Below are 18949 nucleotides of genomic sequence, written 5' to 3'. Positions count from 1 at the left end.
TATTTATTCACTAAACATCCATATTTGTGCATTGAGCGCAAGATTACTCCTTTTTTTGAATGCTGGCAATACTATTCATCATTAAAGGGTAATTATTCACTACATGGTTCTATAGTAACCAATAATACGCAATAGAATGTATGGTGAGTGTTGGTATGAGTATGCACAAAGTATAGTGGGGATTGATGCTTTCCGCGTTTTCAAGAACGCGCTAAACTGTCATAGTTGAATAAGCTATTGAGAATTATAACAATGCCTAGGAAGAAGCTCCCAGTTCCCCTGATTCTATTGATCCCTCTTTGTTTGCTCGCCGTTGTTATAGTGGCGGGTATCTATCGGTTCTCCCTGTCTGATGAGGAGATTCTTGCCAAATTCCCTTCACAGCAAAACTTACAAGCCGATCCTGTGGTTGAAGCCATATTGGGTCTTCAAGTGCCGAACCCTTGGACAATTCAAGTGCCTGAGACCAGCGCATTCTCATTACTGACAGACATTGACCCAGATACTCAGGTTGCGGCAGGAAGCTACGATGATGGCATGGAGCGCGGCAGCGTCTATTTGTTGTATGCGTATCAGCAGTCTATCTATAACGACCAGTCTTTATCTGCTGTGGTGATTCCATTTGCCGTCAGTAATCAGGGTTCTGGTGTTTTCTATTACCTGGGGCTGTTCAAATGGGATTCAGCTCGCCAGCGCGTGATTTTGTCTGATGCCAAGCTAGCGGGAGATCGCATTGATATCATAGAACTGACACGCAGTAACGATACTATAACGCTCAACTTCAACAAGCACGGTCAAGCGCAGTCTATGGCTGAAGTACCAGCGGAAGCGACAGTCTAATCTGTGAAGTGAAGGACTTTAACTGGAGCGGTTGTACTAGAGCGGCTGTTGAGTGAGTTCATATGGGTTTGATAGCTTTTATTGGTTTGGTAAATCATTGGTTGCAAATGTCTGCTTGAGAATGTGACATTAATTACATAACATGAAGTTTTGATGTTGTTATTTTTTAGACAAATGGAGCTTGCAATGATTAATAAGCGTTTTTTTAAAACTAAAGATGAAGTTGAAGTCACGTTCGAGTTGGATGCAACCGATGTGCAAAGTGCTGTGCTGATGGCGGATTTTCTTGATTGGCAACCCGTGCCAATGAAGAAAGTCGCAAAGACAAAGTCGTTTAAATACAAAACGCGACTACCAAAAGATGCGCAGTTTGAGTTTCGTTACCTAGTTAATGAGAGTGAGTGGGTGAACGACGCGCAGGCGGATCAATATGTTCCGAATGGGTTTGGTGCTGACAACTGTATCGTGAATACGGCACAGGTTTAACTAAATCGCGCGTTGGTTGATTTAGGTCATCGACAGCGATACCAACCGATATGAACAAAAAGGGGCTCACAGTGATACTGTGAGCCCCTTTTTACATCGCTAACAAACTCTACAGTTAGCTTCTAAGCTCTTATTGCGCTTGTCTTTCAGCGACTTTAGGCTTATCAACCTCGGTTAACAGGCCTTTGACTAGGCTTACACAGCCCAAAATCAAAATAACCGTAAACGGCAGCGCCGCAATAATCGTGATGGATTGCAATGCTTGAATGGATTCAGTGCCGCCAATCCACAGCATCACTGTCGCAATTACCGCGGAGATCACCGCCCAAACCACTTTCTGCTTGATCGGCAGTTCAAGTTTGCCGCCTGCGGTCATGCTATCAACCACAATAGAGCCAGAGTCGAGTGTGGTCACAAAGAACACCACAATCAACGCAACCGCGATCATTGAAAGTATATTGCCGATAGGGTACGCATCTAGCATGTAGAACAGACTCAGTGATACGTCAGAGATCCCTTGTTCCATACCAAGTAGGCCGACTTTGTCGATGATTTGCTGAATCGCGATACCGCCAAAGAAAGACATCCAGGCTGTGGTAACCAGTGTTGGAATGATTAGGACGCAGAATAGGAATTCACGGATGGTTCTACCTTTTGAAATTCGCGCAACAAACATACCGAAGAATGGCGCGTACGCTACCCACCAAGCCCAGTAGAACACAGTCCAACCGTGTAACCAGGTCGTATCTTCGCGGCCAGTTGTTTGGCTTAGTGGAATGATGTTTTTCACATAGCCTACAAGTGAGGTCGTTAATGAATCAAACACAGTAGTGAAGTTCAGTAAGCCCATAAAGCCAAGGAAGATGAAGCGATGATCATGTTAAGGTTACTCAGCACCTTAACGCCGCCATCCATGCCACGAACCACAGAAACAATCGCCAGACCCATGATAGTCAGGATGATCGCAATCTGTAGCATCAAGCTGTTTTCTAGGCCGAACACATGGCTGATGCCACTGGCTGCTTGAGAGCCCCCTAGCCCTAGAGACGTTGCAAGACCAAATAGAATAACCAGTACCGCCATCACGTCGATGACATCACCGATGCGCCCCCAAACTCTGTCACCCAGCAGTGGGTAGAACACCGAGCGCATAGAGAGAGGTAGGCCTTTGTTATACACAAAGTAGGCCAGTGACAGTGCGGCCATGCCATAGATCGCCCAAGCATGTAGACCCCAGTGGAATACAGTGGCACCTAGTGCGGCTTCACGACCTTCTGGTGTGAAAGGCTCTGCATTGAGCGGCGTACCGAACCAGTTGGTAAAGAATGCCGTTGGCTCTGCCACACCCCAGAAGATAAGGCCAATGCCCATGCCTGCTGCAAACAGCATTGAGATCCAGGATAAGGTTGAATAGTCCGTTGTGGCATCATCGCCACCTAAACGAATTTTCCCGAGTGGAGAAAACGCAATGAGTACTGCGAATATCAGTAGGATGTTCGCTCCCCACATGAACACAAAATCAAACTTCGAGAGGACGACGGCTTTTACCGCGTCGATAGCTGCCTTAGCATCGGCTGGCGAAAGAACAAGAAGAGTGACGATGAAGAGGATGGATAGACCCGCAGACGCGGTAAATACTGTGTTGTGGACATCCATGCCCCATTTAGTGATGTTGTCTTGGCCGACTTGATAGTCGGTTGAATCGATACTGTATTTTTGAGATTTGAAACTCATAATTATGAGGTTTACATATTCGTGTGGACGAATATAAAGACCAACTCCATGTTTAATGAATTGCTGATTAGAATTCGAAATTCCTTCGATTAAAGTAGTCTTTAATCAGAGGTTTATGATGAAATTATCCGTTTTACATCTAATCCTGAACTGACAATTCTATCATATCTAGGCGATCATATGGGGATGGTTATGAATAGAAAGTGTCATTAAAGGCATTGATATGCTACCAATTCCACTGTAAGGCAATGATGAATATAGCAAGATTCATCATTTTGTGGGTTGCAAACACTCATTTTTGACGCTGTTCGATACTGTTCAAGTAAATTCAAGCAGTTAGACAGTTTTTGAAGTGGTGACTAAAAAATAGGCGAGGCTGAATAGATGACAAACGTCGCTTTTTTACACTCTCATCACATGTTTTACCTGACTTTTCCCGACATTTGGGTGCATTTAAAATAGGAAACGATTACTCTATTGGCTCTATTTACGACCTGCATCGGAACCATTGTGCAATCGAATCAACCAGCAGACGGATCAAACACGGCTAAGAATTCGTCGCGAAAACTCAAAACAAGCATCGCTTTTGGACTGCCTTTTATGGCAGCGTTTGCTTTTCTTCACAGCCTACCTGACTCAAATATGAAAGGTACCATTGAGCTTAATCTCAATGATTCTCCAGCTGTTGCTGTGCTTTCTGAAGAACCGCCAAAAGCTGAATTGCCACCTAAATACGCTTACAAAGTAAAATCTGGTGATAGCCTAAGCCAGATCTTTGACCAATTGGGGTTTCCATACAGTGACATGATGTCTGTCATGGAAACCGATTTGAACTTTCTTGTACTCGACACCCTAAGACCGGGCGACAGATTGCGCTTTTGGCAAAATGAAGCGACCGGTACGCTAAGTAAGCTAGAGGTGAGCCGCAATGTCGCGGAGAAAGCCGTCTATGCTCGCTTGGATGATGGAAGCTACGAGTTCAAAGACATTTCTATCCCGGGTCAATGGGAAAGTGTCGCGATGGTGGGCAGTATCAATGGCAGTTTCTCTGCCTCTGCGAACAAACTCGGACTTAACCCAAGAGAAATCGACCAAGTCGTGACCTTGCTAAAAGATAAGATCAGCTTCACGCGTGACTTACGCGCAGGTGACCGTTTTGAAGTCGTCAAAAATAGCCAGTTTGTCGATGGCACTCCAACCGGGAACTCGGAGATCCAAGCGATTAAGATCTTCAATCGCGGCGCAATGTACTCAGCTTACCTGCATACCAATGGTCAATACTATGATGCTAAAGGCGACAGTTTGCAGCGTGCCTTTATGCGCTATCCAGTGAAAAACCACCGCATTACTTCGGGTTTCAATCCAAACCGACGTCACCCGGTGACCGGGCGCGTTTCTCCGCATAATGGTACGGACTTTGGCGTTCGTACCGGTACCAATGTTTATACGACGGGTGACGGTGTTGTCGCCATGGTTCGCAACCACCCATACGCGGGTAAATATGTGGTAATTGATCACGGTGGGCCATACAAAACGCGTTATCTTCACTTAAGTAAAATCTTAGTGAAGAAAGGGCAGAAAGTGACCCGTGGTACCCGAATCGGTTTGTCTGGTGCAACAGGTCGAGTGACCGGTCCCCATTTGCATTACGAGTTGATTTCTCGTGGTAGGCCAGTAAATGCTATGCGAGCCAACATTCCTATGGCAGACTCTGTCCCGAAAAACGAACTCAAGCAGTTTATCGCGCGTCGAGACGAACTGGACGCTATGCTTGAGAAACAAGAGACCAAACTGGCGAGCTTTAATCTCAATCTCTTTTAAGTGCTAAGGCTTCAACAACACTTGGTTTGCAAATAACAATGGTGTAATACATGCAACAATTAGAATTTCAGCTGCTGGTCATGCAGCTATGTGAGTTGAAAACACTCCCAGACGCATTGAACAAGCTGAAAAGCTCTGAAAACCCAGAAATCAAAGAAGCGGCAGAGAGCCTAACGGGTCAGTTCGCACTGGCAACCGTAGATGGTGAAGAGCGCATCTATCACGTGTTTAACGACGTGGATGATAACGGTGAAGAGCAAGAGTACGCTGAGCACATCATGAACGAAGGTGACGACGTCATTAAGTTTGTCGCATGGTTCTTTGATGTGATGTTTGAAATCAAACAAAGCGATACTTACAAGACTGCGGGTAAAACTTACCGTCAGCCAAAACGTTCGTAATCGTTAATTGTGAATCAACAACGGCGCTCAATTTTGAGCGCCGTTGTTGTTTTTGCCGTTAGTGATTGGGCAATTTGGCGTGAATGTGCAATGCTTTTTGTATGCTCCCGTCATTGAGGTTGCCATGGAGAAATCACAGTCCGCACAATACATTGTCTCGCAGCGTTTTGGCTTTGGTCCAAGGGTAGGAGATGCAAAGCTCGCTCCCTCACTCAATGATCAACTCAAATCTCAGCCATATGTAAACAAAGCAATCACGTCGCTGCCTACTACCAATGAGCTGCTTGCACATATGGGCGACCTCAATCGTCGCCGCAAACAGTCTATGACGGAAGAAGAGAAAAAGCTGTTCACCAAATCCAGCAATGCATTCTTCCAAGAAAGTTATCAAGCATTGGCCACGGCTCGCAATCTACAAACCTTATCTACCCCTCTCGCTTCCAAGAGCGCCTGATTCAGTTTTGGAGCAATCACTTTGCTGTGTCGGCGGATAATCGCCGCGTTCGCCCTATTGTTGCAGGTATCGAAAATGAGGTGATACGTGAGCTATGGAGTATCGACTTTCCATCTATGTTGCTTGCGGTATGTAAGCATCCAACCATGCTGATCTATTTGGACAATCATCTCTCGATTGGTCCTGGCTCCAAGGCGGGTCAAAAGCGCAATAAAGGACTCAATGAGAATCTCGCGCGAGAGATCCTAGAGCTGCATACTTTAGGTGTCGATGGCGGTTACTCTCAAAACGATGTGATTGAGTTGGCACAAGGTCTCACTGGTTGGAGTGTCAGCTTCAAGGCAGAGCGTCCCGGCTATCAGTTTGTAGAGGCTATGCATGAGCCGGGTGCGATCAACGTGCTTGGTCAGGTGTATGACCAATCAGGAGAAGAGCAAGCCGCCGCCTGTCTGCGCGACCTTGCGAACCATGAAAATACCGCGAGACATTTATGTAGTAAGCTGGTGGCGCATTTCTATGGCTCTGGGCACGCTTCTTTAGTCGATGAGATGACCAAAGTTTGGCTCGATAACCAAGGCATGCTCATTCCCGTCTACCTAACTTTAATTAACTCACCATTAAAAAACAGTTCTGAGCAATTACGCTTTCGCACGCCCCAAGAGTGGTACTTTGCTGTGCTTCGCAGTGCCGATTTTGAACCGAACCCAAGGCAAATGATTCAACATCTTAGACTGCTAGGGCAGCAGCCTTTTATGTCAGGTTCGCCCGCTGGCTGGCCCGACAGCGATGCCGATTACAATTCTTCATCGGCGCTAAAGCAGCGCTGGCAAGTCGCGGATCAAACCGCCAAGTTGGTTGTCAGGCAAATGGAGCGCAGTCAACAAAATGTCGATGACAAACTGATACAGATGATTCAAAGGCTGTATGGCAGTGAAGTTGATGAGCATGTTCTTACGGCGATTGATAAAGCACAAGATCCCGTATCCAAGCTTGTCGTGCTTTGGATGAGCCCACAATTTCAATATAGGTAAAGACGATGACGACAAGACGAGATTTTATTAAAGGCGTTGGTGCGGCATCTCTGGTTGGTTTACTACCCAACCTATCGTTCGCATCAACTCAATCTGCTAGCAAACTGGTTTGGATAACGCTGCGTGGCGCTATGGATGGATTGAACGTTGTGGTGCCAACTTTTGATGATGACTACTATGCGCTGCGTCCCAACATCGCGATGGCGAAAACCGATCTCAAGCCTCTCGATAAAGGCTTTGGCCTGCACCCATCACTAGTCAATGTTCATCAGTGGTATCAACAAGGTCAGGCTGCCTTTGTGCATGCGAGCGCGACAAACTACCGACAGCGCTCTCACTTTGATGGTCAAAAAGTGCTAGAAAATGGCACCTCCGATCCGTTTGACCCGATTGGTTGGATAAACCGATATCTGGCAACGCAGCACTCTCAAGCAACGTCTCAGCACGCTATTGCTATCGATGCGGGTATGCCGCTCATTGTGCGCGGCGATGTGAAAGTGAGTAGCTGGTTTCCACACAAACTGAAAGCCAAACAGCAGCAGGCGGAGTTGCTTGCGGAGCTATTCCAAAATGATGAAACATTATCGGCTAACTTTGAAGATGCGATGAAGCTAGAGTCCATGACCTCAGGTGGCAGTCAAAGCAAACAATTTGCAAGTTTGATGAGCCAAGCTGGGGAGTTCATGAGGGCACCTGACGGTCCCAATATTGCTGTATTAGAGCTAGGAGGTTGGGATACCCACTCTGCGCAAGGTACGACCAAGGGGCGATTGAGCAATCAATTGACCAAGCTGGATAAAGGACTTGCTGCTCTCAAAGTGGCACTGGGTGAACAGTGGTCAAAAACCGTTATTATCGCCGCCAGTGAGTTTGGTCGCACCGTGGCAGAAAACGGCACCAAAGGTACCGATCACGGCACAGCCAACGCCATGTTTGTGCTTGGCGGTGCGTTGAAGAAATCTGAGGTGATTGTGGAGTGGCCCGGACTCTCTGAAGCGCAGCGCTATCAAGGGCGTGATTTGGCGCCAACTACAGATAGTCGTGAGGTGATTAAGGGGGTGTTGAAGGAGCATATGGGAGCCGATAACACTGCTTTGACGCAAGTTTTTCCAGGTGCACCTGAGCCGATGGCTCTCAAAGGCTTACTTGGTTAGTGAGCAATAGCGCTGTATTTTGCGATCCTGCTGGCAGTCTCGGATTTTGAGGCTGCCACTTTTGCTCAATTGTGTATAATCCTTCCCATCACTTCCCTAGGAGCGCACGCCTACATGAACAACTAACTCAATTTCGAACGTTTTATACAAGTAACTTTTGAAATCGCAGAGTTAGTGGGCGTTGGCTCGTTCTATATTTTTGTCTACTGGTCTAGACATCACTACTTATCACGACATTACTGTATGTGCTGCCATGCGTCTAATGCTCTGCCAAGGAGGATGTATGACTGCTATTCATGCTATTTCACTATCAAAACAGTTTTCAGATGGGCAAGGCCTGTTTAACGATCTCTCATTCACGATCCCATGCGGTGTTACCGCCCTAGTAGGGAAAAATGGCAGTGGCAAAAGCCACTTAGCCTCAATATTGGCCAGGCAATCTCAACCAACAAGCGGCAGTGTTGAGTGGGAAGGGGCGTTAAGTCCGTAGGAGTTTATCTTCAAGAGGCATCGCCCAAAGATCTTGATTGCTCGATTGCCGCCTACCTAGGGGTTGAAGACAAGCTCGAAGCGCTTACCCAGATTTCTCAAGGAGCAACCGATAGCCAGTGGTTTGAGCGTATTTCAGATTCAGACTGGCAGTTGGAGCAAGCGCTCGCAGACTTGATGGAGACACTGCGACTCCCCAAAGATGTGAGCACCAAATTGAGGCGTTTAAGTGGAGGACAGCGAGCCATCATTAGGCTTTATCGTTTGCTTAACCAAGAGCACGATGCTTGGATCCTTGATGAGCCTACCAATCATCTCGATGCAAAGCATATTGATTGGCTGGTGGCGGCGCTAGTCAAGCGTCCTGTGCCCATTTTAGTGATCAGTCATAACATCACTTTTTTGAATCACACCGATCGCATTTTAGAGCTCAGCAGGCTGGGTATCAGTTGTTTTGGCGGCGGATATCAAGGCTACCTTAAGCAAAAAGAAGAGAAGATAGCGGCCGTCAATAAGATGGCCAAAACGTTGGAGAAAGCTCGGAAAGTTAAGGTCGAGAGAGCCCAACGCCGCGAAATCACCGCCCAGCGGCTCGCTAGCAGAGGAGAGAAACAGCGGGCTTCAGGCAGTCAGCCAAAAATATTAATGGATGGTAAAAAGCAAGGCGCACAAGTAGCCAACTCGGCAGTCAAAGCGCAAAATGAGCGCCAAATGGCGGAACTTGACCAAAAGTTGAAGGAGGTGAAATCACAGCTTGAACAGTTCAAGCCACAAAAATGGTATACCAGTGAGGCTCAGTCTGGTGGGAGAGTGAAGGTGCATTTTCAAGACTTTAGCCATGCACTTATTGAATCGGAGTCAATGAATCAGCAGATACTTTCCGGGGAGCATGTTTGGCTCAAAGGGGTTAATGGCTCTGGAAAATCCACCTTATTGCGCCTGTTGGAGTGTGGCCATCAGTCGAGCTTTGGTGGACATCTCACGGTAAATGGCGAGTGCTTCTATCTTGATCAGCATTTCTCGTTTTTAGATTCTGAGGTTTCTATTCTGGATATGGTCTGCCATCGCTGTGAAGCCTTGAACATACCCAAGGCGCGAACGCTTTTGGCGGGTATTGGCTTTCGGCGTGAATCGGTGTATCAAAGCGTGTCTGCTCTTAGCGGAGGAGAAAAAATGAAACTCGCGATGTTGATTGCCTCGCACCAATCTAACGCCTCAATTTTGCTGCTAGACGAGCCCGATAACCATCTCGATTTAGACGCCAAACAGCAGTTGATTTCAGCCATCAATAACTATTCGGGTACCGTGATAGTTGTCAGTCATGATGTTGGATTTGTTGAACGCCTAGTGATTCACAAAACGATAGCGCTGGGTGTGTAACCAAGCACTATACTCAAGTCATTGTGCGATGAACACGGATAGGAGAAGTGATGAAATCAGTAATGATAGGGCTTGGGTTAGTGATAGCTTTTAGCGCCACTGCGCTGGCGAGTATGCCTGATGGGGATGATGGGCTGGTTCGTGTGAAAAGTGCGCACGATGTTTCGATGACGGCGAACAAGCTAGTCGGCTTGCTTGAAAGTAAGGGGATGACCGTTTTCAATCGTGTAAAACACTCAGAGTCTGCGAAAAAGGTGGATGTGGTTCTAAGGCCAACTGAGCTTGTTATCTTCGGTAATCCTAAAGTCGGATCGCCATTGATGGCATGCAGCCAAAGTGTCGCGATTGATTTGCCGCAAAAAGCGTTAGTTATGGAAGATGAAAAAGGCGAGGTATGGCTGCTTTACAACAGTCCCCGCTACCTTGCTTCACGACATCATATAGAAGGCTGCGATGAGGTACTGAGTAAAGTCGAGGGCGCACTCGCCAATTTTGCTAAAGGTGCGACGCAGTAGCCTACAGCATCTGCGTTATTCAAATTGCAGTGAAATCAAAAAGGTCACCACTACGGTGACCTTTTTGCTGTTATTCTCCCGCGACCAAGTGTTTCTTGGTACGTATACTCGCGATAAACATGTAGATCGCAGTCGCCATCATGGTGCTAACAAGTATGCCATCAAACCTTGTGTGCCATTCATAAACCAGTCTGCAATCACAGGGCCGGCAACTGAGCCAATGCTGTAGCAGAAAAGCATCACTTGCGTCGCTGACACAATAAAGCTTTCATCAAGCTTGTCACAGCCAAGGTTAATCGCGATTGGGTAGAGCGCGAACGTGGCCATACCAATCAAGAATAGGCTGATGGCAAGTACGCTCAAGTCATCGCTCAAAATCACTAGACCCACACCAAACACACCAAGTAGGCAGAATAGACCCATTAGCGGTGTGCGTCCTGCTAGTTTGATTAATGCAGGAACAATCGTTTGTACTGCCATACCACCTAGAATGACTAATGCCATTAATGCGCTTAGGTTGGTTTGTGACACATTGCGATGTGTCAGCTCTACTGGCATTAAACCGTAGATAGAGCCGAGTGTCAGACCCGATACGATACAACCAATAATGGCGGCATGGTTCAGCTTCGCCACTTGCTTGAGTGACAGTGTGGCTGAATGCGCGCTTTGTGGCTGCTGAGTTGGGACAAACATCAGCACCAGAATCGCAGCACTAAGCATAGACAGAATCACCACAAACGGCACGCTACCTTCGATTCCAATGAAACCGATGCCAAGCTGACCCAAAGCAGAGCCACCGTATAGTGAGCCCATGTAAAGACCTAAGCGTTTTGCTCGGCTAGACTCATCACCCACGAGTAACCATGACTCAACAATCACAAATACGCCAGCAACGGCAATACCCGCAACAAAGCGTGCTACCAGCCATGCCCAAGCAATAGGGGCAAGCGGTAATACAAGGATAGTTGCGATAAATAGCGCCAAGCAGGCAATGAATGCAATACGATGACCCACGTGTTTAACCGCTGGCTCAATAATCACAGCGCCCACTAATAGACCCGCATAAAACACACTTGCCAGCCAACTTGCGTTGCTTGCATCTATGCCATATTGATTGAGCATCAACGGGATCAAGCTCATTAGATAGCCTGATGCCACAGCATAGAGTGATAGCGCAATAACAGGAACTTTAAAGCCAGTTTTTACTGCGAAATCAGTTGTGTTTTCCACTCGCGGTGCCTCCAAATTTAGTCGTGGGAAATAACAGAAAAGAAAGGTCTGATGAAGTTTTCGCCGCGACTATGAGGCTTTGGGAGGTGTGAGTAAAACGAAAAAAATGACCGTGACGATAAAGGATACTTATCGTCACTTGGCGCTTGTTTTTCTTTAGAGCATTAGTTTCATTGATGGAGAAACGACAAGATATATCGGGTGATGTGTTGTGGCTGTAAGGCTGTTAAACCTTAAAGAAGTTCGTGGCGAACTTATAGCTCTCCCAGCGATGTTTCACATTCGAATACTCAAAAATTTCGCCGTCATCGAGGTACACCACCTGCTCCACGTTGACGAGTGGCTCGCCTTCAGAGATACCAAACTCCCTAGCATAAAATTCACTTGCTTTAACTACAGTAATTTCCATGGTGGAGCTGTGTATCTTCAGGCCTAGTTTGTCGGTGATGAAGCTATAGATGGAGTCCTCTGCATGCTCACGCTTAAGACCTAAAATGATACTGATCGGCATATAGGTTTCTTCCAACGAAGACGGAACGCCATCAATAATGCGCAGTCGGGTGGTGTTATAGAGCATGTCTTCTACATCACAGTTAAGACGCTTGGCTACATGCTCATCGGCCGGTACTACCTGAAATTCGAGCACTTTAGTTTCAACGGATTGACCGTTTGCGAGGACATTGGCTTTAGTGCCATGCAAGTGCGCGTAGCTTGCATTCCCCAAAGGCCTTTTAACAAACGATCCTGAGCCTCGTTTTCGCACTACCAAACCTTCTGTGACCAGTATATCCAGTGCTTTTTTTATCGTCAGTTCACTACAGCCGAACTCATCGGCCAGTTCACTACCACCAGGTAGCTTCTGTGTGGTGGAGTATTGCCCACTCAAAATGCGCTGCTTGATCGATTGGTAGATATCGGAATATTTCGCTTTGGTGGTCATAGGGTTGCGCTGTCTATAAGTCGATGATTTTCGACATAGTATGACAAAACGCGCAGGAGTAAAAACAATAGCAGTGATTTGACCAAGAATTGGAGAAATTTGCCCCATTCTCAGCACGGCCAGTGAGTAATCATTAGAGATGTAAGAACGGAACATTGAGCTAGGACAATAAAATCACTATTGATTATGAAAATGATATTGATTCCTATTTTGCTGTAAGTGATAATGAGCAGGTTAACTATAACCATAAAGTATATAAGGAAATCGGAATGAGTCAGTCCTTTGGTTTCGTCAAGCGTTTGGCGCTAACCCTTACCGCAAGTCTAGCTTTGGCCGCTCAAGCCAGTGCCGTTACTATTCAGCACTTTAAAGGCACCAGTGAATTTGATGACACACCAAAGCGTGTCGTAGTACTCGGTAATGGTAGTCTAGACGTGTTAGATCGTATTGGTGTGAAACCTGTAGGCGCGCCTCACTCGCTTCTCCCAGAATATCTCGCTGACTACAATCAAACGACTGGCAACACAGGTTCTGTTGGTGAGCCGGATTTTGAAGCCATCTTTACCTTAAAGCCTGATGTGATCATCGCAGAAAATCGCATGCTTCGTGTCTACGATGATCTTAACCAGATTGCTCCTACAGTCATGTTCTACGTTGATAATGGTCAGTACTGGCAAGACGCTCAAAAAAACTGGCGTATGTTGGGTAAGCTGTTTGACAAGCAAAGCGAAGTAGAAGCGCTTATCGCGGAAACTCAGCAGCAACTTGACAATGCATCATCTAAAGTCGCGAAGCAAAAACTAAATGCGCTAATGCTCATGAACAATGGCAGTAACGTAGCGATGTTCAACAAAGGCAGCCGCTTCTCAATTGTGTTTGATGATTTTGGTTTTGCTGAGTCCAGCAGCAAAAAAGTAGCGCCAATTGAAGGCTCGCACGGTAATCTTATTTCGTTTGAATATGTTGCCGATGCTCAGCCAGAAGTAATCTTCATTCTTGACCGCGAACAAGCGATTGGTGGCAGCGTTGGGAAAGCGAAAGAGCTGTTCAACAACCCGCTAGTGGCTCAACGCCAGCAGCGAAAAACAACAAGATTGTCTATATCGATCCAAACGCATGGTATATCTCGGGTGGCGGTGTAACCGCAACGCAAACCATGATCAGCGATATTGAAAAAGCATTGAACTAGTCTGTTATTCATTAAAGGTCTCTGCTGATGCTTAGCAGAGACCTTTCTAATTCCGTTTTGTCTTTAGCCCATTTTTGTAATGACCATTCATAAAACCATTTTGGCGACTGCTCTGCTTATAGTATTGGCCGTCTGCTCTCTCGTTCTTGGCGCTGCTTCCGTATCACTGGCCGATCTATTTCGTGGTGATGAGCATGCCTATTCCATCTATGTCGTCAGCCGCGTTCCTAGATTACTTGCCATTATTCTTGCTGGTGCTGGTTTGAGTGTCGCGGGTCTTATCATGCAGCAAATCGTTCAGAACCGTTTTGCGTCACCATCGACGACGGGTACGATAGATTGTGCGCTGCTTGGCTATGTGGTTGGGCTAATTTTTCTTGGCGGTGCTAGCCAATGGGTTCACTTGGGCGCTATCTTCTTTTTCGCCGTTGCAGGTACGTTGATTTTCGTACGCTTCTTGCAAAGGCTGCAATTTAAGAACGCCGTTCTCGTACCGCTTATCGGCATCATGTATGGCAACGTGATCTCTGCGCTCACTACCTTCATTGCCTACAAGTACGACTTGGTGCAAACCATGTCTTCGTGGACAGTGGCGAACTTTGCTAGCGTGCTGCAAGGTAACTACGAGATCTTATATCTAGCACTACCTGCATGTCTTTTGGCTTACGTCTATGCGCGACAGTTCAGTGCCGCGAGTGTGGGTGAAAGCTTCGCTAAGAATATCGGCCTCGACTATCAGAAGATTGTCTTTATTGGCGTCATCTTAGTTGCAGTTAGCTCCTCTACGGTCGTGATGATCGTTGGCGTTATCCCATTCCTTGGCCTAATCGTGCCGAATATCGTCTCGCTGTTTATGGGCGATAACATGAAGCGGATCTTGCCTTGGACAGCTTACTGGGGCGTCATACTCGTCCTCGCTTGTGACATTTTAGGTCGCTTGATTATTTTCCCTTATGAAATGCCTATCTCGATGATCATCAGTGTTTTCGGTGGTGCAGTGTTTATTTATCTGGTGTTGAGAGAGAAGCGCAATGCGTGATTCACTGAAAATTTCCCTACTCATCGCAGGGTGTGTGGCGATTATCGCTTGGTTTATGGGGCAGGGACTGACGGCCGACAACTACCAATTTTTCTTATCGCGCCGCATTCCAAAGGTGTTGGCGATTGTATTGGCCGCCATTGCGATCTCCGCGTCTTCTTTGGTGTTTCAAACCATCACTAACAACCGCATTCTAACGCCATCGATATTGGGCTTTGATAGCTTATATCTGATGGTGCAAGTCTTGATGGTCGTCATTCTTGGCAGCACCAGTTTTTGGGTGATTCACGCGATGAGCAACTTTTTGCTTTCCACGTGTGTGATGATTGGCTTTTCGCTGCTGCTATTTCATTTCTATTTCAAACGCAAAGACAGTAACGTCTTCACTTTATTGCTGATTGGCATTGTATGCGGCAGTTTGTTTAGCAGTGTGACTGGCTTTTTGACCATGTTGGTCGACCCTAATGAGTTTGCGAGTATTCAAAACTCGATGTTCGCGAGCTTCAACAACATCAATGCCAAATTGGTCTACTGGAGCCTGATCCCACTCTCACTCTGCTTAGCGATTCTGTTCTACTACGCGCCCAAGCTGGATGTGCTTTGGCTGGGGACAGATAACGCGACAAGTCTTGGTGTCAATACTCAGCAACTCACTCAACGTGTGATGATACTCATCACTATCATGATTGCTATTTCTACTGCTTTGGTGGGGCCTGTGCTGTTTTTTGGCTTGATCACGGTGAGTTTAACTCGTGAAATCTTTGGGCACTATCAACACCGTTTCCTCATCATTGCGAGCAGTCTACTGGCGGTATTTCTACTGGTTACAGGCCAGTGGTTTGTTGAAAAAGTATTGGCGTTCCAAACGACGATCAGCGTGATCATCAATCTCGTTGGTGGTTCCTACTTCCTGTTCTTATTGCTAAGAAACAGAATTAATTAAGAGGTATAACAGTGATTAAGTTAACAGGTCTAAGTAAAAAGTACGGCAAAACCTTCGTTGTACAAGATGCCGATGCGCTTTTCCCGAAAGGAGAAGTGACTTCGATTATTGGCCCGAACGGCGCAGGTAAAAGTACGCTTCTATCGATGGCAAGCCGCCTGACAGAGAGCGATGCAGGTGAAGTCGTGATTGGCGATAAACTGCTTGCTCAATGGGATACCAAAGAGCTGGCAAAACACCTCGCCGTGCTGCGTCAATCTAACAACATCAATATGCGTTTTACCATTCGTGAGTTGGTGTCTTTTGGCCGCTTTCCACATTCTGGTGGCCGTCTAACGGCAGAAGATAATGAGATCATCGACCAGGCTCTTGGTCATTTAGGGATTGAAGAGATCCAAAATAAGTACCTCGACCAGCTCAGTGGCGGTCAGCGTCAAATGGCGTTCATCGCCATGGTGGTGGCACAAGATACCGACTACGTGTTCTTGGATGAGCCTTTAAATAACCTGGATATCAAACACTCAGTCGAAATCATGCACACGCTTCGTCGTCTCGCGCACGCGTTCAATAAGGCTGTGGTGATTGTTATTCACGACATTAATTTTGCGTCTTGCTACTCGGATAACATCGTAGCGATGAAGAAAGGCAAGGTCATCAAATCGGGCAAAGTGGATGAAGTGGTTCAGCAGGAGGTCATGGAAGCCATCTACGAAATCCCGTTTGATATACGTGAGGTTGATGGGCGTAAGGTCTGTCTTTACTTCAATAGTTAGTCTTTTCAGAACTATGCAGGAGCCAACGGCCTCTTTTTTGAACATCTAATTGATGGGCAGACAACACCTTATCTAAGGTCGCTAGATTTGGAAACACCTCGCTAGGTGATAAACTAGTAAAAACAAAGCACTTTAGTTTGAGTCAATATGCCGAGCCCCGAGTCTATGCCGAAGCCCATCACGGAGCAGCAAATCCAGAGCACCTTAGAGAAGATCGTTGTCTTCCCGCCGTTCTATTCGTCGCCTAAACTGGTGGCGTTTTTACGCTACATTGTGGAGCAGACGCTGGCCGGACAAGGGAGTCTGCTTACTCAACATTCCATCGCGACAGATCTATTTGAAAAGCCAGCGAGCTTTAACCCTTCCTCGGATCCTATGGTTCGTATGTTGGCAACGAAATTGCGAAAGCTGCTGGCCGCTTTTTATGAAAGCAACAACGACGAGCTTATCGTCATCTCTCTGCCAAAGCGCAGTTACAAGCCAGAGTTTGCGCTAAAAGAGAGCGCCGAGCCTTCACCACTTATCCCAAGTATTAACTATCCGACTCTTGTGGTTCAGCCTTTTGCGATGACGTTGCAAGATCCGATCTGCAATGAAGTAACATTGTCGCTGCAAGAGGAGCTCAGCCATGCATTGGGTTTATTTGAACAGCTAGCGGTAATATCGCCGCTTCGGGTGCAGGAAATGGCGGAGGGGGCACTGTCGTTAAGTGAATTTCGCGATAAGCTGGGTGCCCGCTACGTTGTATCTGGATCAGTGCGCCGTGCCGGTGAGTCCCTGCGCGTTACTGTCGCACTCAATGAGACAGAGCACGGTCTGCAAATCTGGAGTGAGCGATTTGTTTTAACGGTCACTAGCGAGGATATGCTTGGCGACCAACTCGCGGTTGTGCAACGCATAGCGACAAAAATGGCGTCTTCCTATGGCGTGATATCGATGCATGAATTTCAGCGTATTACGCAGCAAGACTCGGTCTCACTTAACGACTATCAAGCGCGTCTCTATTATTTGGAGTACCTGACCAAAATGAGCCAGGAGCGTCTAAAAGATATGATCACACTCTATCAACAGTTGGTCGCTGGTCGATACGCCAATGATGCGAGAACCTTGGCTACGTTAGCTCAGCTTTATTGTGACGCCTTACTCTTTGGCATGATGAACCACGACGAGGTGATTGAGCGCTGCGAGAAGTTGGTCTCGAAAGCGTTGGATTATGCCCCGCGTGATGGTGAAGTGATGTTGGCTCAAGCTTGGTGGGCATTGCTGACAAACAATCCGCAGAAAGTGAGCGGCTGCGCTGAGCGAATTATTCAGCTCAATCCTAACTCTCACTACACGATTGGCGCGGTGGGTTGGTTGGTGTGCTTATCGGGAAATTTTGACTATGGAATCAAGATTTTAACCAACCTTTGGGGTAAGGATGATTATTTTCCAATCTGGCTCAAGTTAAGCCAAGCGTTAAACGCCATTCGTCAACAAGACAATGAAGCCGCACTGCAAAGCCTGGATTTGTTCTACGTGGAAGGAAATGTGCTTCAGACGACTCTGCTTGCTTTGATTTATCAGGTCGCAGGCCAAGAGGGAACGGCTAGGCAGTATTGGAGCGAGGCGAAACAAAGCGTGGCAGATATCAACGCTATCGCTGCACAGCAACTTGATGTGATGATACTTGATGATTCCCTTCGCACGACGTTAGAGCATGCTAGGTTGAGCTTGGCGAATATCACAGATTAGTGTTTCCAGTGAGTCCATTATTTACTGTACTTCGTATGACAGATAGTATCCCGAACGCTCTAACGTAACTTATGTAGTTTACGTTTTCTAAAACGTAATCTGTACCTACTGTTACTGTTGGCGTCCAAATTGTTACGCTAATATTGAGCCATCAACCAAGTAGAGAGGCAATATCATGTCTAACATCAAAAAGTGGCCTGCAATCGACCCAGAAAAAGTAGCGAAATATAAGCACATCTGGGAAAACGTTTCTGCAGCAGACAACCTAGATCCAGAAGTTGCGGCTTACCTAGCTCGCGTTAAAGAGCAAGGCGGCGGTAAAGGTGTAGAGCAGCTTAGCTTTATCAACAAAGACTACCTAGGTTTCTACCAAGCGCCATTCTCACAAGATCTCGATAACACTGACCTTGTGATCTACGGTATGGGCATTGAAAAATGTTCTCCTACTGGTTCTTCACACAAGTTCGCACCACAGCGTCTACGTCACCTAAGTAAAATGGGTATGGGTACGGTTGGTGACAACGGTGAAATCCCATTCGAATGGTGTCGTATCTCTGACTACGGTAACTGGGATAGCCTAGGCCAGTTCGAGCTGAAAGCAGAAGTTGAGCAGCTCACTGAGCTTCTTCACCACATGGTTGTTGAAAAAGATTGTACGCCGCTTATTTTCGGTGGTGACCACACAATCCCATACCCAACAATGCGTGCACTAGGTGAGAAGTACGGTCCTCTTCGCGTTATCCACTTCGATGCGCACTACGACCTATCAACTCGTGCTGACTTTGACTACCCATAC

The 18949-nt window shown here is 46.7% G+C and carries 16 protein-coding genes and 3 pseudogenes; 16 read left to right on the top strand and 3 right to left on the bottom strand.

Going from position 1 to position 18949, the window contains the following annotated elements:
• Window positions 1-252: 252 nt before the first annotated feature.
• Both TZ48_RS19860 and TZ48_RS19855 read left to right on the top strand, forming a co-directional pair.
• Window positions 253-840 carry a hypothetical protein gene (locus tag TZ48_RS19860; RefSeq protein ID WP_112480391.1) on the top strand — a complete coding sequence of 196 codons (588 nt, stop codon included), beginning with the start codon at window positions 253-255 and terminating at the stop codon, window positions 838-840.
• A 186-nt stretch (window positions 841-1026) separates the two neighbouring features.
• Complete coding sequence (locus TZ48_RS19855; RefSeq protein WP_112480390.1) at window positions 1027-1326, top strand: isoamylase early set domain-containing protein; 300 nt, start codon at window positions 1027-1029, stop codon at window positions 1324-1326.
• A gap of 130 nt (window positions 1327-1456) precedes the next feature.
• On the opposite strand, the pseudogene TZ48_RS19850 reads toward TZ48_RS19855, so the two are convergent.
• Window positions 1457-3060, bottom strand: a pseudogene (locus tag TZ48_RS19850) (BCCT family transporter).
• A 600-nt stretch (window positions 3061-3660) separates the two neighbouring features.
• Here TZ48_RS19850 and TZ48_RS19845 point away from each other — a divergent pair.
• The 8 genes from TZ48_RS19845 to TZ48_RS19815 all read left to right on the top strand — a co-directional run bounded on the left by TZ48_RS19845 (window position 3661) and on the right by TZ48_RS19815 (window position 10305).
• On the top strand, window positions 3661-4881 hold the full coding sequence (locus TZ48_RS19845; protein ID WP_112480417.1) for a peptidoglycan DD-metalloendopeptidase family protein: 1221 nt from the start codon (window positions 3661-3663) through the stop codon (window positions 4879-4881).
• 50 nt (window positions 4882-4931) lie between these two features.
• Complete coding sequence (locus TZ48_RS19840) at window positions 4932-5282, top strand: hypothetical protein (protein WP_042502594.1); 351 nt, start codon at window positions 4932-4934, stop codon at window positions 5280-5282.
• A 124-nt stretch (window positions 5283-5406) separates the two neighbouring features.
• Window positions 5407-5736, top strand: a complete 330-nt coding sequence (locus tag TZ48_RS25530; protein WP_239671000.1) for a hypothetical protein — start codon at window positions 5407-5409, stop codon at window positions 5734-5736.
• Window positions 5737-5762: 26 nt separating this feature from the next.
• Window positions 5763-6767 (top strand): DUF1800 domain-containing protein, encoded by a 1005-nt coding sequence (locus TZ48_RS19835; protein ID WP_239670999.1) that lies wholly within the window; start codon window positions 5763-5765, stop codon window positions 6765-6767.
• A gap of 5 nt (window positions 6768-6772) precedes the next feature.
• A complete protein-coding gene (locus tag TZ48_RS19830) occupies window positions 6773-7921 on the top strand; it encodes a DUF1501 domain-containing protein (protein WP_112480389.1) in 1149 nt (382 codons plus the stop codon).
• Window positions 7922-8204: 283 nt separating this feature from the next.
• A complete protein-coding gene (locus TZ48_RS26010) occupies window positions 8205-8411 on the top strand; it encodes an ATP-binding cassette domain-containing protein (RefSeq protein WP_162674674.1) in 207 nt (68 codons plus the stop codon).
• Complete coding sequence (locus TZ48_RS26005) at window positions 8387-9790, top strand: ATP-binding cassette domain-containing protein (RefSeq protein ID WP_112480387.1); 1404 nt, start codon at window positions 8387-8389, stop codon at window positions 9788-9790. The genes TZ48_RS26010 and TZ48_RS26005 overlap by 25 nt, the downstream gene beginning before the upstream one ends.
• A 50-nt stretch (window positions 9791-9840) precedes the next feature.
• Window positions 9841-10305 carry a DUF302 domain-containing protein gene (locus tag TZ48_RS19815; RefSeq protein WP_112480386.1) on the top strand — a complete coding sequence of 155 codons (465 nt, stop codon included), beginning with the start codon at window positions 9841-9843 and terminating at the stop codon, window positions 10303-10305.
• Between the two features lie 70 nt (window positions 10306-10375).
• On the opposite strand, the pseudogene TZ48_RS19810 reads toward TZ48_RS19815, so the two are convergent.
• Window positions 10376-11535, bottom strand: a pseudogene (locus tag TZ48_RS19810) (MFS transporter).
• A gap of 226 nt (window positions 11536-11761) precedes the next feature.
• Complete coding sequence (locus TZ48_RS19805) at window positions 11762-12631, bottom strand: GntR family transcriptional regulator (RefSeq protein ID WP_239670998.1); 870 nt, start codon at window positions 12629-12631, stop codon at window positions 11762-11764.
• 113 nt (window positions 12632-12744) lie between these two features.
• On the opposite strand from TZ48_RS19805, the pseudogene TZ48_RS19800 reads away from it, so the two are divergent.
• From TZ48_RS19800 to TZ48_RS19775, 6 genes and pseudogenes are all read left to right on the top strand, one after another.
• Window positions 12745-13664 (top strand): annotated as a pseudogene (locus tag TZ48_RS19800) (siderophore ABC transporter substrate-binding protein).
• Between the two features lie 79 nt (window positions 13665-13743).
• Window positions 13744-14703 (top strand): ABC transporter permease, encoded by a 960-nt coding sequence (locus TZ48_RS19795; RefSeq protein WP_112480385.1) that lies wholly within the window; start codon window positions 13744-13746, stop codon window positions 14701-14703.
• A complete protein-coding gene (locus TZ48_RS19790; protein ID WP_112480384.1) occupies window positions 14696-15646 on the top strand; it encodes an iron chelate uptake ABC transporter family permease subunit in 951 nt (316 codons plus the stop codon). The genes TZ48_RS19795 and TZ48_RS19790 overlap by 8 nt, the downstream gene beginning before the upstream one ends.
• 11 nt (window positions 15647-15657) lie before the next feature.
• The gene (locus TZ48_RS19785; RefSeq protein ID WP_112480383.1) at window positions 15658-16419 is read left to right on the top strand and encodes an iron ABC transporter ATP-binding protein; all 762 of its coding nucleotides are present in this window, start codon (window positions 15658-15660) and stop codon (window positions 16417-16419) included.
• Between the two features lie 147 nt (window positions 16420-16566).
• Window positions 16567-18153, top strand: coding sequence for a hypothetical protein (locus TZ48_RS19780; protein ID WP_112480382.1), 1587 nt, complete (start codon window positions 16567-16569; stop codon window positions 18151-18153).
• 175 nt (window positions 18154-18328) lie between these two features.
• Window positions 18329-18949, top strand: a 621-nt coding sequence (locus tag TZ48_RS19775; protein ID WP_162674673.1) for an arginase family protein, incomplete at its 3' end; no start/stop codon positions are given.

It is taken from the genome of Vibrio variabilis, assembly GCF_003263785.1.
Classification (GTDB): domain Bacteria; phylum Pseudomonadota; class Gammaproteobacteria; order Enterobacterales; family Vibrionaceae; genus Vibrio; species Vibrio variabilis.
The sequence above is the reverse complement of the archived record's forward strand: the minus strand, read 5'-3'. Positions and strand labels throughout refer to the sequence as shown.

Coding starts and splice junctions, on each gene's coding strand:
- TZ48_RS19860 (WP_112480391.1), top strand. CDS start 253: ATGCCTAGGAAGAAGCTCCCAGTTCCCCTGATTCTATTGATCCCTCTT.
- TZ48_RS19855 (WP_112480390.1), top strand. CDS start 1,027: ATGATTAATAAGCGTTTTTTTAAAACTAAAGATGAAGTTGAAGTCACG.
- TZ48_RS19845 (WP_112480417.1), top strand. CDS start 3,661: ATGGCAGCGTTTGCTTTTCTTCACAGCCTACCTGACTCAAATATGAAA.
- TZ48_RS19840 (WP_042502594.1), top strand. CDS start 4,932: ATGCAACAATTAGAATTTCAGCTGCTGGTCATGCAGCTATGTGAGTTG.
- TZ48_RS25530 (WP_239671000.1), top strand. CDS start 5,407: ATGGAGAAATCACAGTCCGCACAATACATTGTCTCGCAGCGTTTTGGC.
- TZ48_RS19830 (WP_112480389.1), top strand. CDS start 6,773: ATGACGACAAGACGAGATTTTATTAAAGGCGTTGGTGCGGCATCTCTG.
- TZ48_RS26010 (WP_162674674.1), top strand. CDS start 8,205: ATGACTGCTATTCATGCTATTTCACTATCAAAACAGTTTTCAGATGGG.
- TZ48_RS19815 (WP_112480386.1), top strand. CDS start 9,841: ATGAAATCAGTAATGATAGGGCTTGGGTTAGTGATAGCTTTTAGCGCC.
- TZ48_RS19805 (WP_239670998.1), bottom strand. CDS start 12,631: ATGTTCCGTTCTTACATCTCTAATGATTACTCACTGGCCGTGCTGAGA.
- TZ48_RS19795 (WP_112480385.1), top strand. CDS start 13,744: ATGACCATTCATAAAACCATTTTGGCGACTGCTCTGCTTATAGTATTG.
- TZ48_RS19790 (WP_112480384.1), top strand. CDS start 14,696: ATGCGTGATTCACTGAAAATTTCCCTACTCATCGCAGGGTGTGTGGCG.
- TZ48_RS19780 (WP_112480382.1), top strand. CDS start 16,567: ATGCCGAGCCCCGAGTCTATGCCGAAGCCCATCACGGAGCAGCAAATC.